Below are 21050 nucleotides of genomic sequence, written 5' to 3'. Positions count from 1 at the left end.
ACTTGCAATGAACCGTGAACTGCGTCGATTTTCCATGAAGGCCCTGCCAGCGTTGATGCTGACGGCGCTAGCCTCAGGCCTGCTGCCAGGCGCCGCCTTCGCCGCCACCCCGCCTGCGCCGGGCAAGGTATTCAAGGACTGCAAGGACTGTCCGGAAATGGTCGTACTGCCCACCGGCACTTTCACCATGGGCACCCCGGATGACGAAGTCGGCCGCGAGCCTGACGAAGGCCCGATGCACCCGGTGACGTTTGCCAAACCGTTGGCGATCAGCCGCTTTCAGGTGCTGCGTGGCGAGTGGGATGCGTACCTCAAGGACACCGGCTACAAAATGCCCGACGGCGACACTCGCCCCGGCCGCGCCTGCAAAGCGGGCATCCCTGATTATCAGGGCAGTGACCCGCGCAAGCAGTACACCGACAAACATCCTGCGGTGTGCATGGACTTCCCTGAAGTCGAGGCCTACGTGGCGTGGCTGTCGAAAAAGACCGGTCAGCAATATCGGCTGGTCAGCGAATCCCTGCGTGAATACGCCGCCCGTGGTGGCAGCACCGGCCCGTTCCCCTTCCCGTTCGACGAAGGCAAGGAATACAGCATCGCCAAACACGCCAATACCTACGGCGCCGGCGACGGCTACAACTTCACCGCACCGGCCGGCAGCTTCCCGGCCAACGCCTTTGGCGTCTACGACATGCACGGCAACATCTATGAGTGGACGGCCGACTGCTACAACGAAAACTACGTCGGCGCACCGAGCGATGGCAGTGCCTGGTCGAGCGGCAAATGCGAAGTTCGCCGCATCCGTGGCAACGACTGGGGTGAAGCACCGGTGTTCTCTCGCTCGGGCAATCGTAACGCGACGTTCACCGATACCCGCGGCGACTGGATCGGGTTTCGCGTAGCCCGCGATCTGTAAGCCCCTCACCCGGCTAAATTAGCCGTCCTGCCAGTCGTTTTACAGGTGGGCGCGAACCGTCAAGGCGCGCCACCGCCTTCTACGTCACCCAGGCGAAGTCCGCAGCCGATGCCGGCCTTCGCCGCTCTTTCAAGCAGGGAACCTCCATGAGCAAACCAACACGCGGGGTGATCAATGAATTGTTCGCCCTGCTCAAACCCTTTCGGCTGATCGTCACCGTCTCCGTCCTGCTCGGCATGGTCGGCGGTCTGAGCGTCACCGCATTGCTGGCGACCATCAACAGCGTGCTGCACAGCGAAGGCGATCTGACCGGCACCATGGTCGCGATCTTCGCCGGCCTGTGCCTGCTGGCCCTGACCACTTCCATTTTTTCTGACATTGGCACCAATTATGTCGGCCAACACATCATTGCCAAATTGCGTAAGGAGCTGGGCGAAAAAGTCCTCTCGGCGCCGATCGAACAGATCGAACGCTATCGCAGTCATCGTCTGATTCCGGTGCTGACCCACGACGTCGATACCATCAGCGACTTTGCGTTCGCCTTCGCCCCGCTAGCGATTTCGATGACCGTTGCCCTCGGCTGCATGGGCTATCTGGCGATGTTGTCATGGCCGATGTTTCTGCTGACAGTCATCGCTATCCTGATCGGTACGGTCGTTCAATACATTGCTCGCGGGCGTGGCATGCAGGGTTTCATGAAGGCTCGCGACTACGAAGACGAACTGCAAAAGAGCTACCACGCCGTCGCTGAGGGCGCCAAGGAGCTGCGCATCCATCGGCCGCGCCGGCACCGAATGTTTGTCTCGGGCATTGAAGGCACGGCGGACAAGATCTGCGATACCCAGGTGCGCTCGGTGAATATTTTCGTGATCGCCAAGACGCTCGGTTCGATGCTGTTTTTCGTCGTGATCGGCCTGGCGCTGGGCCTGCAATCGCTGTGGCCGAACGCCGATAAAGCGGTGATGAGCGGTTTTGTGCTGGTGCTGCTGTATATGAAAGGTCCGCTGGAACACATCATTGCCGCACTGCCGATTGTCAGTCGCGCGCAGATCGCGTTCCGTCGTATCGCCGAGTTGTCCGAGCAGTTTTCCTCGCCCGAACCGCACCTGCTGCTCAACGACCAAGGCAATAAAAAGACACCGGTGCACAGCCTGGAACTGACCAACGTCTCGTACAGTTTCCCGACCGTACAAGGCGCGACGCCGTTCCGTCTCGGTCCGGTGAACCTGAAAATCGAACAGGGCGACATCGTCTTCATCGTCGGCGAAAACGGTTGTGGCAAGACCACCCTGATCAAATTGCTGCTGGGCCTGTACGCGCCGCAGCAAGGTGAAATCCGCCTCAACGATCAAGTGGTCACCGCCCTGACCCGCGACGACTATCGCCAGTTGTTCACCACGGTCTTCGCCGACTACTACCTGTTCGACGACGTGGTTCAGGGCGACACGCATATTCCGGAAGATGCCAACCAATATCTGCAGCGTCTGGAGATCGCCCACAAGGTCAGCGTGCGCGACGGCTCATTCACCACCACCGACCTTTCGACCGGCCAACGCAAACGTCTGGCGCTGATCAATGCCTGGCTGGAAGAACGGCCGGTGCTGGTGTTCGACGAGTGGGCCGCCGACCAGGACCCGACCTTCCGCCGCATTTTCTATACCGAGCTGCTGCCTGACCTCAAGCGTCTGGGCAAGACCATCATCGTCATTTCCCACGACGATCGTTACTTCGATGTCGCCGACCAACTGGTGCGCATGAACGCCGGCAAAGTGGTCACTGAGCTTCAACCCGCCTGATTGTGAAAAATTTGTAAAAAAAATGCGTTGAGCCTTTCCGGTTTTCGGAAGGCTCAACGTCTTACTTACAGTTAATAGAAATAGTTCTCAGTCAACACTTTGAAGAGTAGAAGAACAATGCCCGCACCGCACGGACTCCACCCGCTCGCCAAGGCTCTGCTGATCCGCCGCTCCTTGCGTTCCACGTTGCCAGCGCTTTGCGCCATGGCCCTGACCTTGCCAATCGCAGGTCAGGCTCAGGCCGCCGCCGTGGCGATCAATATTCCTGCACAGTCGCTGGGGAGCGCCTTGCAGGAATTCGGTCGTCAGACCAACCTTCAGGTGCTTTACAGCCCGGATGAAGTGAGTGGTCTGCGCAGCACCGCCGTCAGCGGTAACCTGGAACCAACCGCCGCCATCGCGCAATTGCTCAAAGGCACCGACATCGCCTACAGCGTTCAGGGCAACAACGTCGCGTTGCGCGGCCGCAGCAGCGGTGCAAGCCTGGATCTGGCACCGACCAGTATTTCCGCCACCGCGGAATCGGCCTGGGGCCCGGTTGACGGAATCGTCGCCAAGCGTAGCGCCTCCGGGTCCAAGACCGATTCGTCGCTCAAGGAAATCCCGCAGACCATCAACGTCGTGACACAAGACGAAATCAAGATGCGCGGTTCGAAGTCGGTCACCGAAGCCCTGCTTTACACACCAGGCATGACCGGCGGCGGTTTCTCGGACCGGGTGAAGATTTTCGACGAACCGACCTCCCGTGGTTTCTCCCCTACTCCGCTGTACCTCGATGGTCTGCACATGCCATACGGCGGCGGCAGCACCGGCGGTTCGCTGCAAATCGACCCGTACACCCTGGAGCGCGTCGAAGTGCTCAAGGGCCCGGCATCGGTACTTTACGGGCAGAACCAGCCAGGCGGCATCGTCAACATGGTCAGCAAGCGTCCGACGGCTACCCCGCTGCATGAAGTGAAAATCGGTGGCGGCAGCTATGACCGTAAATACGGCGCCTTCGACTTCGGTGGCCCGATCGACGATCAGGGCGAATTCCTCTATCGCCTGACCGGCGTGTTCAACGACAGCAGTTCGGCCATCGACTACGCCAACCAGAACCGCATGTTGCTGGCGCCAAGCCTGACCTGGCTGCCGAACGACCGCACCACCATCACCGTATTCGGTCAGTACCAGAAAGATCACGACGTACCGGAAGCTCAAGGTCTGCCAGCCTTTGGCACGGTCAAAAGCACCTCTAACGGGCGCATCAGCCGCAGCCGCTTCATCGGCGAACCGGACGTGAACAAGTACCACCGTGAACAGTTCGTCGTCGGTTACGAAATCGCCCACGAACTCAACGACGTCTGGACCCTGAAACAGAACGCTCGTTACGCCGACGTCAACGACCAGTACGTGGCGCCGCTGCACGGCTATTCGTTCCCGACCAACCCGGTCACCGGTCTCAACGACAACAGTTTCCAGAGCCGTTACGCGGTGGACTGGTCGCAGCACAACAAGGTTTACGGCATCGATAACATTGCCCAGGCCAAGTTCAAGACTGCCGATATCGAGCACACGGTGCTGCTGGGCGTGGACTACTACCACTCCAACTCAAAGTTCCTCGGTCTCTATGACCGCACCGCTCCGGGTATCGACCTGTACAACCCGGTGTATGGCAGCCAGATCAACTTCCGCCAGCCGTACAAGTGGGATAACACCATTACCCAGACCGGCCTGTACGCTCAGGATCAACTGCGCTGGAACCAGTGGTTCCTGACTCTCGGCGGTCGTTATGACTTCGCCGAGACTGACAACAAGCAACCACTGACCGGCGGTCACAGCAACCAGAAGGACGAGAAGTTCACCGGTCGTGCCGGCCTTGGCTACGAGTTCGAAAATGGCATCACGCCTTACGTGAGCTACGCCGAATCGTTCCTGCCGCAAACCGGTACCGACATGAGCGGCGGCGCATTCGAACCGACCACCGGCAAACAGTACGAAGTCGGTATCAAGTACGAGCCGACGTTCATTGATGGCTTTATCCAGTTGTCGGCCTACCAGATCGATCAGGACAACATGCTCACCTCCGACCTCGACAATCCGGGTTTCAGCACCCAGAGCGGCACCGTGCGCTCCCGTGGTGTCGAGCTGGAAGGCAAGGTCAATGTCACCCAGAACCTGCGCGTACTGGCTTCGGTGTCGCGTAACCAGACCAAGTGGGAAAAAGACAACGACGGTCGCGAAGGTCGCACCCTGGCGATGCGTCCACCACTGACCGCGTCCGCCTGGGTCAACTACGACTTCGACGTCTCCACTGCCCTGGCCGGTTTCGGTATGGGTCTGGGTGCACGCTACGTGCGCAGCAGCTACGGTTCGGACTACGAGTCGGACTCCTTCCAGATCCCGTCCTACACCGTGTATGACGCCATGGTCTCCTACGACCTGGAAAAATCGCCGCTGCACATCAAAGGCGTGAAGCTGCAAGCCAACCTGCAGAACCTCACCGACGAGAAATACGTTGCCGCGTGCAACAGCACCCTCGACTGCTACTACGGTGAAGGCCGCACCATGACTGCTGACGTGACCTACAACTGGTAATACGCTCTGCGCTCACTGAAACGCCGGCATCTGCCGGCGTTTTTTTTGGTTGGGGTTGGGGTTGGGGTTGGGGTTGGGGTTGGGTGTATATCCGTTGCTGCGGGTGTTGCTGATTAGGGTTCCGCCCTTACGGCGGGTCACCTTTTCCAAACGCCGAAAAGGTAACCCAAAAGGCTTTACCCTGACGTACGGCACTTCGCCTAGGCTCAGTGTTCCCTCGCTACGGTGTCCATCCGGGGGCATCGCCTACGGTTTGCTTCGCTGCACCTCCTCTCGATGTGTGCGGCTTCGCCGCACGGCGCTGCGCGCCTACCCCCTGATGAACACCTCCGCTCGGCCTGCCGATGGGCTGAAGAGCAAGATCAAAAGCCAAAGCCAAAGCCAAAGCCAAAGCCAAAGCAGATCAAAAGATCGTCCGATCGCGGCCCGAGCCTTCGGCAACTCCTACAGGAAATGAGTCGCCCCGCCAGAGCTTGGTCGGCTGTCAGGTCGCCATCGCTGGCAAGCCAGCTCCCACAAGGAATTGAGTACACCCCGCACGCGGCGCATGCCGCCCCACTCAACACAATGAGCGTTAGCTCGAGTAAAGCTCTTGATCTGAAGGCCCGTCGGCAGGCTGAGTGGAGGGATTGATCCGGGGGTGGGAGCGCAGCGACCGTTTGGCGAAGCCAAACACATCGAGAGGAGGTGCAGCGAAGCAAACCGGAGGCGATGCCCCCGGATCGATCCCGCAGCGAAGGAACCCGAGCCACAGCGAGGGCCGAACGTCAGGGCACAGACCTTTGGTTACTTTGGGGCGTTTGCCAAAGTGACCCGCCGTAAGGGCGGAACCCTAATCAGCCGTTACCGCAGCAACGGATATTCACCCATCCCTTCAAGCCACAGCAAACACCTCTACCAAGCGCTCAGCAATATGCTGCTGCGCCTCTTCAGCCTCATCAATGATCGCGCCCATACGCATGAAATCGTGGGTCATACCCTCATACACCTTCAATTCCACCTCAACCCCGGCCGCCTGCAAGTGACGCGCATACGCCACGCCCTCATCGTGCAACGGATCACACTCGGCCAAGACCAGCAGCACGGGCGCGACGTTAGCGTTGACCTCAGCAAGTAACGGCGAGAAACGTGGATCGAGACGATCGCAGGCATCACGCTGATAATGCTCGTAGAACCACTGCAGCGAAGCCTTTTCCAGCAGATACCCTTCCCCGAACTGCTCAATGGAAGGCGTGCTGCGACTGGCATCAGTGACCGGATAAATCAGCACCTGCAAGCGCGGCTGTACGGTGGCATCCGCCAGTTGTGCGGCGAGTACCGTGGCCAGGCTGCCGCCGACGCTGTCACCGGCAATTGCCAGGCGCGCGGCGTCGATGCCCAGATCCTGCGCGCTGGCTACCAGCCAATCCCAGGCATCACGGGCATCATCGGCCGCCGTTGGAAAGCGAAACTCAGGCGCCAAGCGATAAGCCACCGACAGCACCACACAATCAGCCATCGAAGCCAAAGCCCGGCACAGCGAATCATGGGAATCGAGACTGCCGACCACGTAACCGCCGCCATGGAAATACAACAGCGCCGGGCGTCCGGCACCTGCATTCAAAGGCTGATTGCTGTAGATCCGTGCATTCAGGCGCGAGCCATCGCGCACGGGCAATTGCAGTTCATCCACCACTTGCAGCTCTTCACCACCGGCATCCATCAACAACGACGATTGATCGAATTGTTCACGGGCTTGTGCCGGGCTCAGCTCATGCATGCCGACGCGCTTGCCACTGGCCCGGCCGTTGCCGACCAGTTGCAGAAACGCGGCGATATCAGGGTTCAACGACATTCAAATCTCCAGACCGGTCGAACGCCATCAGGCGCCCGAGCGGTTTTTCAAGTTCAGAGCAAGTTCAGGACATGGCTACTGGTTCAACGATCTCGCCGAGCATTTCTTCAGCCTCGGACAGGAAAGTTTCATCGCGCGGGATCTGGAAGTGCCCGCAATCGAGCCATTCGCCGCCCATGCCTGGCTGTTTGAGTTGCACCGCCAGTTCCATCGCCTCCTCTTCGCGACCCAGGGTCCACCAGCAGATCGGATTGACCACCAGCGGTGCACAGCCATCCAGTTGCAACGACAGTTGCTTGAGCCGGCGGGCCACGCTGAACACATGGGCCAGTTCATCGGCGCCCAGTGCCACGTAGGTTGAGGCGTTGCGTTCGGCGCTTATGGCCGCGGCGAACAATGCACGCAGGTTCTGCGGCGTTTCTTCGCCGTCGATGCTCAAGCCCGGCGCGGCGTCCGGCAGGGTCACCCGCAGGAAGTCACGCAGATCGGCCTGCCAATCATCCACCGCCCCTTCGTTGACCTTGGCGGATGGCACGAAGCTGTCCACCAGACCGACGAATTTGACCGTCTGACCAGCCTGTTCGAGTTGCGCGGCCATCAACATCGCCAACGTCCCGCCCAGCGACCAGCCCAACAGATGGTACGGCCCGTGCGGCTGTTTCTCGCGGATCTGCGCCACGTAATTGCTGGCCATGTCCTGCAACGAAACATCGTTGAAAGCCGGATCGAGCAACATCCGCGACTGAATCGCCAACACCTGACGGCGACCGCCCAAGCGGCGCGCCAATGGCTCGTAGTCGAACACCGTGCCGAAGCCCGCGTGAATGCAGAACAGCGGCGCAACACCCTTGACCTCAGCGTTCATCGCCAGCAGCCCGGAAGTTTTTTCAGCAGCGCCCTGCACGCTGGCCACCAGTTCGGCGATGCTCGGTTTCTGCATCAGGTCGCGCAGTTTCAGGCTCAGGCCCTGGGCCTTGAGTACGCGGCTGCGGGCCACGACTTGCAGACTGAGGATCGAATCGCCGCCCAGTTCGAAGAAGTTGTCGGTGAGCCCGACGCGCTCGATTTTCAGCACGTCCTGCCAGATCTTTGCCAAGGCTTTTTCCAGCTCAGTGCGTGGTTCCACGTACGCCAGACGCTGTTCAGCGTCCGGGTTCGGCAGGGCCTTGCGGTCGAGTTTGCCGTTCGGCGTCAGCGGCATGCGCTCAAGCACCATCAAATGCGCAGGCACCATGTAATCCGGCAGGCTGGCCTTGAGTTGCTCGCGCAGGCGTTCGCACAAACCGTCTGCCGGGGTATCGGAAGCAGCCAGCACATAGCCGAGCAGTTGCTTGCCGCTGACACCCTCGCGGGCCACCACGGCGGCGTCACGCACGCCCGGCTGCTGCTTGAGACGCGCCTCGACTTCACCCAGCTCGATGCGGAAACCACGGATTTTCACTTGGTGGTCGATTCGTCCCAGGTAGTCGACGGTGCCGTCCTCACGCTGGCGCACCAGGTCGCCGGTACGGTACAGGCGACTGCCATCGGCGCTGAACGGGTTGGCAACGAAGCGCTCCGCAGTGCCGCCGGCACGTCCCAGATAACCGCGAGCCAACGCGCCACCGAGGTACAGCTCACCGGCAATGCCGGCCGGCAGCGGATTAAGGTCGGCATCGAGCACATAACCGCTGCGCTCACCGACCACACTGCCGATCGGCGCGTAGGCCGCACCGCACTGATCGTCAGCACTGGCCTTCCAGATCAGCGGCGTCACCACTGTTTCGGTCGGGCCGTAGCCATTGATGATGTACTGCGGTTTCAGTGCCCGTTTGGCCAGCTCGAAACTCGCCACCGGCACCGCATCACCGCCGAAGCAGTAGATCCGTACCGGCGGCGGGTTACCGTGCTGTTCGGCGTGTTCGGCCAGTTGCTGCAAGTACACCGGCGGGAACGCCGCCACGGTCACGCCATGCTCATGCAGAGCGTTGTAGGTCTGCTCGGCCGTCCACAGGCTGTCATCACGGATCAGCAGGCGCCCGCCATGCGTCAGGGTGGTCAGCCAGCGCTCATGCGCGCCGTCGAACGCGAACGACATGAAGTGCAATTCGCAGTCGGCTTCGCTCATTTCGTAACGCTGGCCGATGGCCTGGCAGTGCATCGCCAACGGTCCATGCGCCACACCGACACCTTTCGGCTGGCCGGTGGAACCGGAGGTATAAATCACGTAGGCGAGGTTGCCCGGTTGCACCGCAACCTGTGGCGCCATCGCTGCCTGAGCGCTCAAATCCAGGTGATCGAGTTCCAGCACATGCAGGTTGTCCTGCGCGGGCATCACCTGACGCAGACTCGAATCACTGAGCAACAGCGCAATGCCGGAATCGCGCATCAGATAGCTCAGACGTTCGCGCGGGTACGTCGCGTCCAGCGGCACATAAGCGCCTCCGGCTTTGAGCACCGCCAACAGCGCGACGATCATGTTTTCGCTGCGTGGCAGGGCCACACCGACGCGGATTTCCGGGCCGACACCTTCGGCGATCAGCGCATGGGCCAGACGATTGGCCCGGGCCTCGATCTGGCCGTAGCTGAAGGTCTCGCCATTGAAGATCAATGCAGTTTGGCCTGCATGCGCTTGTGCCCATTGTGCGATGCGCTGGTGCACTGCCGGTTCTTGCGAAGGAGCCGGCAAAGCCTGCGCGATGCATGCCTGACCGGTCGGCAGACCGATGCGGCCCAGCGGTTGCGTCGCATCTTCCGTCAACGCAACGAGCAGGCCTTCCATGTTGCTGCGGATGCCTTCCACCGTCGCCCGGTCGAAATGCTCGCGCAGGAACATGTACTCGATCACCAGACCTTCTTCGAGCGTGACCATCAAGTCCATCGGGAAGTTGGTCAGGCCAGAGTTATTGATCTCGCCGAACTTCAGCGAGTCGTCGCGCCATTCGCGCAATGCCTGGTCGATCGGGTGATTCTCGAACACGATGATGCTGTCGAACAGCGACTGCCCGGCGCGGCCGCCCCAACGCTGGACGTCGGTCAGCGGGGTGTACTCGCGCTCTCGCATTTCCAGGTTGAAGTCCTGCAACTCACGCAGCCACGGCCCCACCGCTTGCTCGGCCGGCACGTCCTTGATCACCGGCAACGTATTGATGAACAGGCCAAGGATCGATTCCGACGACGGCAGACTCGCCGGACGCCCCGCCACCGTGGCGCCGAACGCCACGCAGCGTTGACCGCTGTAACGGCTGAGCAGCATCAGCCATGCGCCCTGCACCAAGGTGTTCAGCGTGACTTGCTGAGCTTGCGCAAAAGCCTTGAGCTGTTCGGTGCGCTGCTCACCCAAGCGGCTGTAAAGCGCCTCGTGACCACGACCGCTGTCAGTACGCGTAACGGCGTCGGCCAGATAGGTCGGTTCGTCGAGCAGGTTCAAATGCTGACGCCAGAACCCTTCGCTGGCGTTGGCGTCCTGCTGTTGCAGCCAGTTGATGTAGCGGCGATATGGAACGGCGTCGGCCAGCGGCTTGCCGGAATACTGGCTCAGCACTTCGCCGATCAACTGCGAACTGCTCCAGCCGTCGATCAGGATGTGGTGATAGGTCCAGATCAGCTGATAACTGTCCTCATCCACCCGCACCAGCGCCAACCGTTGCAGCGGTGGCTGGTCGAGATCGAAGCCCTTGGCCCGCTCGGCATCCGCCAGCACCTGCAAGGCTTCGGCCGAGTGATCCTGTTCGCGCCAGTCCAGCAGGCTGATCGGCAACTGCGGGTCAGCGAGGACGAATTGCAGCGGCTCGGCCATGTCCTGCCAGAGAAAACCGGTGCGCAGGATGTCGTGGCGACGGCTGACCGTTGCCCAAGCGGCTTTCAGGCGCAGGGGGTCAAGGCCCTGCACCGGCACACTCAACTGGTTGACGTACAGATCCGATTCCGGCGAATTCAGGCCGAGGAACAGCATGCCCTGCTGCATCGGCGACAGGCGATAAAGCCCTGCCAACTGATCCTGCGGCAGCGGTAATTGCGCGATTTGCGCATCACTCAAGCCGTGCAGAGGCATGTCGATCAGCGCTGCCACCGGTACGTCTGAGGTGCTTGCGACGCGTTGCGCCAGTTGCTCGATGGTCGGGTGCTGGAACAGGTCTTTCGGGCTCAGTTCCAGGCCTTGCTGACGGGCACGGCTGACCACTTGAATCGAGATGATCGAGTCCCCGCCGAGGGCGAAGAAGCTGTCGGTGGTGCTGACCCGCGCCAGGCCCAGCACGTCTTTCCAGATGTCCACCAGCGCCTGCTCGGTGGCGTTGACCGGCTCGACGTGTTGTTGCGCCGCCGTGAGTTCCAGCGCCGGTAAACGCTTGCGATCGATCTTGCCGTTGGGGGTCAGCGGCAGTTGCGCCAGCCACAGACGGTGAGTCGGCACCATGTAATCCGGCAGGGTTGCGCCCAGCCAAGTGCTGAGATCGTCGTGCAGTTCACGTTGCTGTTCAGCACTGGCATCGACAATCGTCGGATCGCTCGGCACCAGATAGGCGATCAATTGTTGGCTGCCCAGCACTTCACTGGCCACGACCACGGCTTCACGCACGGCGACGTACGCCACCAGACGCGCCTCGATTTCGCCCAGTTCGATACGCAGGCCGCGAATTTTCACCTGATGGTCGATGCGCCCCATGTACTCCAGATCGCCCTCTTCGCGCTCGCGGATCAGGTCGCCGGTGCGGTACATGCGCTCGCCATTGGCGGCGAGTGGGTTAGGCACAAACCGCTCGGCGGTCATCGCCGCTCGGCCCAGATAGCCGCGAGTGATGCCGGCACCAGACAGGTACAGCTCAGCCGAAACTCCCTGCGGGACAACGTGCAAATCGGCGTCGAGCAAATGGCTGGCGCTGTGGTCGAGGGCACGACCGATCCTCGCCTGACCACCGGCACTGCGGCGAGTCCAGGTCGAATAGGTGGTGTCCTCCGACGGGCCGTACAGGTCGAAAACGTGCTCGACGGTCGACTGCTGATACAGCGCATCCACCAAGCCTTGTTTCAGCGGTTCACCCGCCAGATTGATGATCCGCACGCTCGACGGAATCTGCCCGGCGCGTTGCAATGCAGCAATGGCTGACGGCACGCTGTTGATCAGGCGCACCTGGTCGCGGGCTGCCAGTTGCGGCAGCTCCAGGGCATTACGGGCGATGATCAGCGAGCCGCCGTTGGCCAACGTGACAAACAGCTCCCACACCGACAGATCGAAGCACACCGACGTCGAAGCCAGCACACCTTGGATGTCATCGCGGCTGTAAACCTTGGCCGACCAGTCGATCAGCGCCATGACGTTGCGATGGGCAATCGCCACGCCTTTGGGTTTGCCGGTGGAGCCGGAGGTGTAGATCACGTAAGCGAGGTTGTCCGGCGCGACCGATGTTTGCGGTGCGCTGCTCGAATAACCGCTCAACGACACCTGATCCATCAGCAGCACTTGCGTTTCGCTCGGCACGCTCAAGGTCGCGGCGACGGCTTGCTCGGTCAGCAACACCCGCGCACCGCTGTCGTCGAGCATGTAAGCAACGCGATCCGCCGGGTAATCCGGGTCCAGCGGCACGTAGGCGCCACCGGCCTTCAGCACCGCCAGCAAGGCGATAAGCAACTGCTCGGAACGCGGCATCGCTACGCCCACCCGCACTTCCGGGCCGACACCGAGTTCGATCAGCTTGTGCGCCAGACGATTGGCTTGCGCGTCGAGCTCAGCGTAAGTCAGCTGATTGCTGCCGAAAGTCACCGCCAATGCATCCGGGGTGGCCGTCACCTGACGAGCAATGCCCTGATGAATGCACAGATCGGTGACGAAATCGGCAGCGACGCTCGGCACGCTTTCGATCAGGTTCAACTCACTCAGCGAACGCTCGCCCGACTCGCTCATCTGCCCGAGCAAGCGCTGCAAGCACTCACCCAACTGCGCCACGCTGTGCGCCGCGAAACTCTCGCACTGGTAGCTGAAGTGCATCGACAACTCGTCGCTAAAATGCACCAGCAAGGTCAGCGGGTAGTTGGTCTGTTCATGGTTGTTGATCTCGCCAAAGCGCAATTCCTGCGGTGCGCCCTGCTCCAGCGCCTCGGACACCGGGTAGTTCTCGAACACCAGAATGTTGTCGAACAGCGCTTCACCATTGCGCGCGGCCCAACGTTGAATGTCGAACAACGGCGTGTGTTCATGCTCGCGCAGGGCCAGGTTCTGCGCCTGTACGCTCTGCAACCACTCAGCAACGCTCGATTGCGCACGGGGGCTGGCGATCACCGGCAAGGTGTTGATGAACAGGCCTATCTGCTGCTCGACACCTTTGAGTTCCGTCGGACGCCCCGCCACCGTGGCGCCGAACGCGACGCTCTGTTGACCGGTCAAGCGCTGCAACAGCAGCAACCACGCCGCCTGAATCAGTGTGTTGAGCGTGACTTTTTGCTGGCGGGCGAACTCGCCCAGACGACGGGTATGCTGCGCGTCCAGCACGCAGAAATGCTCGCCATGCCCGGCCTGCGGTGCATCGCCACGCTGTGCCTGAAGTGCCTGCGCCAGCAGGGTCGGCGCCTGCAAGTCGGCCAGTTGCGCAGTCCAGTAGTGCTCGCTGGCCTGCACGTCCTGGCGTTGTAGCCATTCGATGTAATCGCGATAGCGCCCGGCCAGTGCCGGTTGAGCAATGCCGCTGTAACGCTGCAGCACTTCGCCGAGCAACTGCGAATTGCTCCAGCCGTCCATCAGGATGTGATGGTTGGTGTAGATCAGATGACAGCGCTGGTCATCCAGACGCACCACGACCATGCGCAGCAACGGCCCTTGGCTCAGGTCGAAACCTTGCGCCTGCTCAGCGGCGGCCAGTGCATTCAATTCGCTCTGGCCATCGCCGCGTTCGCGCCAGTCGAGCACGCTGAACGGCATGTCCAGTTGCTTGTGCACCACTTGCACCGGACGCGCCAGTTCACCCTGCCAGACAAAACTGGTGCGCAGGATGTCGTGGTTATCCACCGCCGCTTGCCAGGCTTGCTGGAAGCGTTGCGGGTCGAGGCCTTCGACGTCGAGGCGCACCTGGTTGATGTAATCGCCAGTGGCCTGTTCGTAAAGGCTGTGGAACAACATGCCCTGCTGCATCGCCGACAGCGGATAAACGTCGGCAATCTGCGGCGCCGGCCATGGCAAGCCGTCGAGTTGCGCCTGAGTCAGGCCAGCCAAGGGGAAGTCCGACGGGGTCAGGCCTTCGATGCCCGGGGTCAGGCAATGGCCGATCAACACGGCCAGTTCCTCGGCGTAATCCGCCGCCAGCGCTTCAATGACCGCGCTGTCGAAACGTTCGCTGCTGAACGTCCAACCCACCCGCAGTTCGCCGCCATACACCTGACCGTTGAGGGTCAGCCAGTTGCCCAGCGGCGCGTCCGGGCTCTGATCGAGACCGGCATTGTCCGGCGCCGGCACGAACAGCGCGGCGGCATCGCCCTCGAAACTGCCGTCGAACTGGCCGAGATAGTTGAAGGTGATGCGCGGTGTCGGCAAGGCGCGCAAGCACTGCTGTGCCTGTGCATCGCCGAGGTGGCGCAGCGCGCCGAAACCGATGCCTTTGTCTGGGATCGAGCGCAGTTGCTCCTTGATCTGTTTGATCGACTCGCCCGCCCTCGCCGCCGGGGTCAGGCGCACCGGGAACAGGCTGGTGAACCATCCGACGGTGCGGGTCAGATCGACCCCGTCGAACAGCTCTTCGCGACCATGGCCTTCGAGCTGAATCAGCGTCGACGCCTGCCCGCTCCAGCGGCCGATGACTCGCGCCAGCGCCGTCAGCAACAGGTCATTGACCTGCGTGCGGTAAGCCGCCGGGGCTTCCTGCAGCAGTTTTCGGGTCAAATCGGCGCTCAGACGTGTCTGCACGGTTTGCGCCAACCGGTTTTGCTGACCGGCGTCCACGCGCTTGCACGGCAGATCAGTGCTGACATCGCTGAGACAGGCCTGCCAGTACGTCAGCTCTTGCTGCAACACCGGGCTGTTGGCGTAGCGCTGCAATTGCTCGCTCCAGTCCTTGAAGGCGCTGGTCTTGGACGGCAGGCTCAACGGCTGACCATTGAGCAATTGCTGATACGCGTTTTGCAGGTCTTCGAGCAGAATCCGCCACGACACCCCGTCCACCGCCAGGTGATGAATCACCAACTGCAGACGTTGAGTGCCGTCGGCCAGGGTCGCCAACACTGCACGCAGCAACGGCCCGTTTTGCAGATCAAGGCTGCTCTGGGCGCGGTTGCCCAGGGCTTCAAGGGCGGCGACATCGGCGACGTCTTCCTGCCACAGCAGGTTTTGCGATGGGTCTTCCACCGCCCGGTGCTCGGCCTGCCACACGCCATCGTGCTGAGTGAAGCTCAGGCGCAAGGCATCGTGATGGGCCACCAGCGCGCGCAGCACTTGCTCGAGCTTTTCAGCGTCCAGAGGCTGACGCGGCTTGAGCAGCACCGACTGGTTCCAGTGGTGACGCTCAGGGATGTCATCTTCGAAAAACTGCTGCTGAATCGGCAGCAGCAAAGCCGCGCCGGTCACCGCTTGTTGATCGATACTCGACTCGTCCTCGCCCAGTTGCGCGACCAGCGCCAGACGCTGCACGGTCTGGTGCTGGAACAGGTCTTTGGGATTGAGGCGAATGCCGGCCTGACGGGCGCGACTGACCACTTGAATCGAAATGATCGAGTCGCCGCCCAGTTCGAAGAAGTTATCGTTGAGGCCCACTTGCGGCAGTTTCAGCACATCTTGCCAGATCGCCGCCAAACGCTGTTCCAGCTCGCTTTGTGGTGCCTGATAAGCCTGCTGCGCCTGACTGGCATCCGGAGACGGCAACGCGCTGCGGTTGAGTTTGCCGTTGCCGGTCAGCGGCAGTTGCGCGAGCAGCAACAGGTGCGCAGGGATCATGTGATCCGGCAGGTTTTCCTTGAGTTCGGCACGCACTTTGTCACGCCACAGGCCTTGTTCGGCCGGGCTGGCGTCGAGCAGCGCGACATCGTCTGGCACCAGATACGCCACCAGTTGCTGACCACTGAGGCCCGGTTGCGCGAGCACCACGGCTTGGCGCACGGCGGCTTGTTCCAGCAATTGCGCTTCGATCTCGCCGAGTTCGATACGGAATCCGCGAATCTTCACCTGATGGTCGATGCGCCCGACGTATTCGATGACCCCGTCAGCGCGGTAACGCGCCAGGTCACCGGTGCGGTACAGACGCCCGCCATCAGCGGCAAACGGATCGGGAATGAAACGCAGGGTGGTCAGATCCGCACGGTTCAGATAACCCCGCGCCAGGCCGGCGCGCCCGATGTACAGCTCACCGATACAGCCTTTGGCGACCGGGTTCAGATCACCGTCGAGCAAGTACCACGACAGATCCGGAATCGGCTCGCCGATCGGGCTGCCGACATCGCCTTGCAGATCGGCCAGCGAAATCGGCCGGTAGGTCACGTGCACGGTGGTTTCGGTAATCCCGTACATGTTGATCAGTTGCGGCGCCTGATCGCCAAAACGCTCGAACCACGGGCGCAGGCTCTTGACCTCCAGCGCCTCGCCACCGAACACCACGTAACGCAGCGACGGCTGTTGCGCGGCGTGTTCCGGGGCGCACGCCACTTGCATCAATTGCTTGAACGCCGACGGCGTCTGGTTGAGCACGGTGATGCCTTCGCGGCACAGCAAGGCGTAAAAATCTTCCGGCGAACGGCTGACCTCGTAAGGCACCACCACCAGTTTGCCGCCGTAGAGCAGCGCACCGAAGATCTCCCACACCGAGAAGTCGAAGGCGTAGGAGTGGAATAGGCTCCAGACATCGGCCGAGCCAAAATCGAACCACGCCCCCGTGGCTTCGAACAGACGCAGCACGTTGCGATGAGCCAGCAACGTGCCTTTCGGCTGGCCGGTGGAACCAGAGGTGTAGATCACGTAAGCCAGGTTGTCCGGGCTCATGCTGACTAGCGGATTATTGTCGCTGTAGCCTTCGAGACCGTCGCGCTCCTGATCAAGCATCAAGCTGCGGACCGAGTCCGGCACCGGCAGGCGACCGAGCAAATGACTTTGGGTCAGCAGCAGCGAGATGCCGCTGTCGCCGATCATGTAGCTCAGGCGTTCTTCCGGGTAGCTCGGATCAAGCGGCACGTAAGCGCCGCCGGCCTTGAGGATCGCCAGCAGCCCGATCAGCATGTCGAGGCTGCGCTCCACCGCCAGACCGACGCGCACGTCCGGGCCGACGCCGCTGGCGATCAATTGGTGGGCCAACTGATTGGCGCGGCTGTTGAGTTCGCCGTAAGTCAGGCATTGCCCGGCACAGGTCACGGCAATCGCTTGCGGTGCGCGGGCAGCCTGGGCTTCGATCAGTTGATGCAGGCATTGCTCGCTTGGGAAATCGGCCACGGCCGGGTTCCATTGCAACAGGGTTGCCGCACGCTCGGCGGCGTCGTGCAGCGGCAGGTCGGCGATGCGCTGGCCGCTGTCGGCGACGATGCCTTGCAGCAGATTCGTCCAATGTTGCGACAGGCGCGCGATGGTCGGTGCGTCGAACAGGTCGGTGGCGTAGGTCAGTTCGGCCCAGACGTTGTCGGTGGACTCGAAGGTGTTCAGGGTCAGATCGAACTGCGCGGTGTTCGACGCCCAGCTCAGGCCTTTAATCTCGATGTTCGGCAAGCGCGTGGCGCCCTGCGCCTGACGGGCCTGGCTCTGGTGGTTGTGCAGCACCTGGAACAACGGACTGTGACTGAGACTGCGCTCCGGTTGCAGCGCGTCGACCAGTTGCTCGAACGGCAGATCCTGATGCGCCTGGGCGCCGAGCACGGTGTTTTTCACTTGTTGCAGCAGGCTGCGGAAGGTCTGTTGGCTGTCGAACTCGGCCTTGAGCACTTGCGTGTTGACGAAGAAGCCGATCAGCCCTTCAGTCTCGACCCGGTTGCGGTTGGCCACCGGCACGCCGACGCGGATGTCGGCCTGACCGCTGTAGCGATGCAGCAAGGTCTGGAACGACGCCAGCAACAGTGCGAACAGCGTGACGTTTTCACGCTGAGCAACCTGCTTGAGCGCAGTCGCCAGCTCCAGACTCAGCGGGATGTCGCGACGGGCACCGCGATAGCTTTGTTCGGGCGGACGTGGGCGGTCGGTCGGCAGTTCCAGCAGCGGCTGATCACCGTCACCCAGTTGCGCAGTCCAATAGCTCAACTGACGCTCGCGTTCACCGGCGTCCATCCACTGCTTTTGCCACACGGCGTAGTCCGCGTATTGCACCGGCAGCGCTGGCAGTTGCACGGTCTTACCCTGGCTGTAAGCGGCGTACAACGCCACCAGCTCATCAACCATGACGGTCATCGACCAGCCATCGGAGACGATGTGGTGCAAGGTGATAACCAGTGCGTGGTCGTCAGCGGCCAGACGCAACAATTTGACCCGCAGCAGCAGGCCTTTTTGAAGATTGAACAGGTGCAGGGTTTCTTCGGCGACCAGCGCTTGCAGCGCGGCCTCATCCAGATCGGCGGCAACGTCCTGCACGTGCAGATCCAGCGTTCCATGGGCCTGAATCACTTGCAGGGTCTGGCCCTGCTCTTCGACGAAGCAGGTGCGCAGGGATTCGTGGCGCTCGATCAGGGCATCGAAGCTGCGCTGCAACGCCGGCAGATCCAGCTCACCACGCAAACGCAACGCCACCGGTACGTGATAGGCGGTGCTGGTCGGTTCCAGTTGCCAGAGGAACCATTGACGTTCCTGAGCATACGAAAGCGCCAGCGGTTGCAGGCGCGGCAACGCGACAATCGGCGGCTCCTGATGCGCCTGATCAACACCGAGCGCGGCGACGAAATCTTCCAGCGTGCTGTGTTCAAACAGCGTACGCAGCGGCACCTGAACGTTCAGCGCCTGACGCACCCGTGAGACCACTTGCGTGACCAACAACGAGTGGCCGCCCAGTTCGAAGAAGTTATCGCCGAGGCCCACGCGATCGAGTTTCAGCACCGCTTGCCAGATCTCGGCGACGGTGTGCTGGGTGGCGGTCTGCGGCGCGCGGTAGGCCGATTGCAATTGGCTGGCATCGGGCGCCGGCAAGGTCTTACGGTCGACTTTGCCATTGGGGGTCAGCGGCAGTTGCGCGAGGAACAGCAGGTGCGCCGGCACCATGTATTCCGGCAGTTCAGCCTTCAGGCTGGCCTTGAGCGCGGCGCGTAGATCGGCCTCTGAAACATCGCTCGCCGATGGCACCACGTAGCCCACCAGTTGCGGGCCGGTCGGGCCATCCTGCGCGACCACGACGGTTTCGCGCACGCTGTCGAGCGCGAGCAAACGCGCTTCGATTTCGCCCAGTTCGATACGGAAACCACGGATTTTTACCTGATGGTCGATCCGCCCGATGTATTCGATCACGCCCTCGGCGCGGTAGCGGGTCAGGTCGCCAGTGCGGTACAGACGCGCGCCGTTCTTCGCGAATGGGTCCGGCACAAAACGTTCGGCGGTCAGGCTCGGGCGCTGGAAGTAACCACGGGCCAAACCGTCACCGCCAATCAGCAGTTCACCCGGTGCGCCGAGCGGATTGAGCTCAAGGTCGCTACCGAGGATGTACAGTGCGGTGTTATCGATCGGGGTGCCGAGGAACGGCCGGCTGTTGTCCGCGCTCAGGGCGTGTTGCGCCGACCAGATGGTGGTCTCGGTCGGGCCATAGAGGTTCCACACGCTCGGCGTCAGCGCCAGCATGCGTTGCGCCAGTTCCTGCGACAGTGCTTCACCGCCACAGAGGAACGTGCGGCCGCTCAGAATCGCAGCGTGTTCGTTGTCCAGCAGCATGCGCCAGGTTGAAGGTGTGGCTTGCAGCACACTGACGGCGTGGCGCTCGATCAGTTCAAGCACCGCTTGCGGGTCTTGATGCACGTCCTTGCCGGTCAGCACCACACAGGCACCGGCCAACAGCGGGCCGTAGATTTCCAGGCCAAAAATATCGAACGAAAAGGTGGTCAGCGACAGCATGCGATCAGTGGCCGCGATCCCCGGTTGCTTGATCATGCTCGCGACAAAGTTGCTCAGCGCCGCGTGACGCACCATCACGCCCTTCGGTTTGCCGGTGGAACCGGAGGTGTAGATCGTATAGGCCAGATGTTCGCCGTTGACCGCAACGTCCGGCGCGGTCTGTGGATACGCCGCCAGCCAGCCGTGTGGCTGATCGAGCAACAAAGTTTGCACGCCCGTCGGGATCGGCAACTGTACCTGCAAGTGCGCTTGGGTCAGCAGCAATTGCAGGCCGCTGTCCTCAATCATGTAAGCCAGACGATCTTCGGGATACGCCGGGTCGAGCGGCACATACGCACCGCCCGCCTTGAGGATCGCCAGCAGGCCGACGATCATTTCGACGCTGCGCTCGACGGCGATGCCGACCAGTTGATCCGCGCCGACACCGGCCTCGATCAGTTTGTGCGCCAGTTGATTGGCCCGGGCATCCAGTTCGCCATAGGTCAGCACGTCTTCGCCGATGATCAGCGCGGTGGCCTGCGGCGTTTGCTGCGCTTGCAAGGCGAAAGCCTGCTGCACGCAATCGGCTTGCGCGGAGTGATCGGCAACGCGGAACCAGTCCTGCAACAGCACGCCATGTTCGGCACGATCCAGCAACGGCAATTCGCCGACACGTTGGGTCGGTGCGGCCACGATGCCTTGCAACAGGTGCTGCCAGTGACGGGCAATGCGCTCGATAGTCTCAGGCTTGAACAAGTCAGTGGCGTAGGTCAGTTCGGCGGCGAAACCATCGCTGGATTCATAGGTGTTGAGGGTCAGGTCGAACTGCGCGGTGCGCCCTTCCCACTGCACATCCTCGACACTCAACTGCGGCAGTTGCACCGCGCCACGCCCCTGATCACGGCGGGTCTGGTGGTTGAACATCACCTGGAACACCGGGCTGTGGCTCAGGCTTCGTTCCGGTTGCAGCGCTTCGATCAATTGCTCGAA

5 protein-coding genes (1 of these 5 cut by a window edge) are annotated in these 21050 nt (G+C 61.7%); 3 read left to right on the top strand and 2 right to left on the bottom strand.

All coding sequences use genetic code 11. From position 1 onward, the window contains the following. The first annotated feature begins 7 nt into the window (after window positions 1–7). The 3 genes from ACIOVB_RS05465 (at window position 8) to ACIOVB_RS05455 (ending at window position 5289) form a co-directional block, all read left to right on the top strand. Window positions 8–916 (top strand): formylglycine-generating enzyme family protein, encoded by a 909-nt coding sequence (locus ACIOVB_RS05465; protein ID WP_401265581.1) that lies wholly within the window; start codon window positions 8–10, stop codon window positions 914–916. Window positions 917–1062: 146 nt separating this feature from the next. Beyond that, window positions 1063–2712, top strand: a complete 1650-nt coding sequence (locus tag ACIOVB_RS05460; RefSeq protein ID WP_401265580.1) for a cyclic peptide export ABC transporter — start codon at window positions 1063–1065, stop codon at window positions 2710–2712. A 117-nt stretch (window positions 2713–2829) separates the two neighbouring features. Then, on the top strand, window positions 2830–5289 hold the full coding sequence (locus ACIOVB_RS05455; protein WP_401265577.1) for a TonB-dependent siderophore receptor: 2460 nt from the start codon (window positions 2830–2832) through the stop codon (window positions 5287–5289). An 874-nt stretch (window positions 5290–6163) separates the two neighbouring features. On the opposite strand, the gene ACIOVB_RS05450 is transcribed toward ACIOVB_RS05455, so the two are convergent. Then, window positions 6164–7123: an alpha/beta hydrolase gene (locus tag ACIOVB_RS05450; protein ID WP_401265574.1), complete on the bottom strand. Its 960-nt coding sequence runs from the start codon at window positions 7121–7123 to the stop codon at window positions 6164–6166. Between the two features lie 64 nt (window positions 7124–7187). Then, window positions 7188–21050, bottom strand: partial view of a non-ribosomal peptide synthase/polyketide synthase gene (locus ACIOVB_RS05445; protein WP_401265571.1) — the 3' portion only. Its footprint extends 1128 nt past the window's final position; only the last 13863 of its 14991 coding nucleotides appear in the window; its start codon lies off the right edge, out of view; the stop codon is at window positions 7188–7190.

This window comes from Pseudomonas sp. NPDC087639 (assembly GCF_044743385.1).
GTDB lineage: Bacteria > Pseudomonadota > Gammaproteobacteria > Pseudomonadales > Pseudomonadaceae > Aquipseudomonas.
Note: the sequence above shows the minus strand (reverse complement) of the source record. Positions and strands in the feature narration are given on the sequence as shown.

Coding starts and splice junctions, on each gene's coding strand:
- ACIOVB_RS05460 (WP_401265580.1), top strand. CDS start 1,063: ATGAGCAAACCAACACGCGGGGTGATCAATGAATTGTTCGCCCTGCTC.
- ACIOVB_RS05455 (WP_401265577.1), top strand. CDS start 2,830: ATGCCCGCACCGCACGGACTCCACCCGCTCGCCAAGGCTCTGCTGATC.
- ACIOVB_RS05450 (WP_401265574.1), bottom strand. CDS start 7,123: ATGTCGTTGAACCCTGATATCGCCGCGTTTCTGCAACTGGTCGGCAAC.
- ACIOVB_RS05465 (WP_401265581.1), top strand. CDS start 8: ATGAACCGTGAACTGCGTCGATTTTCCATGAAGGCCCTGCCAGCGTTG.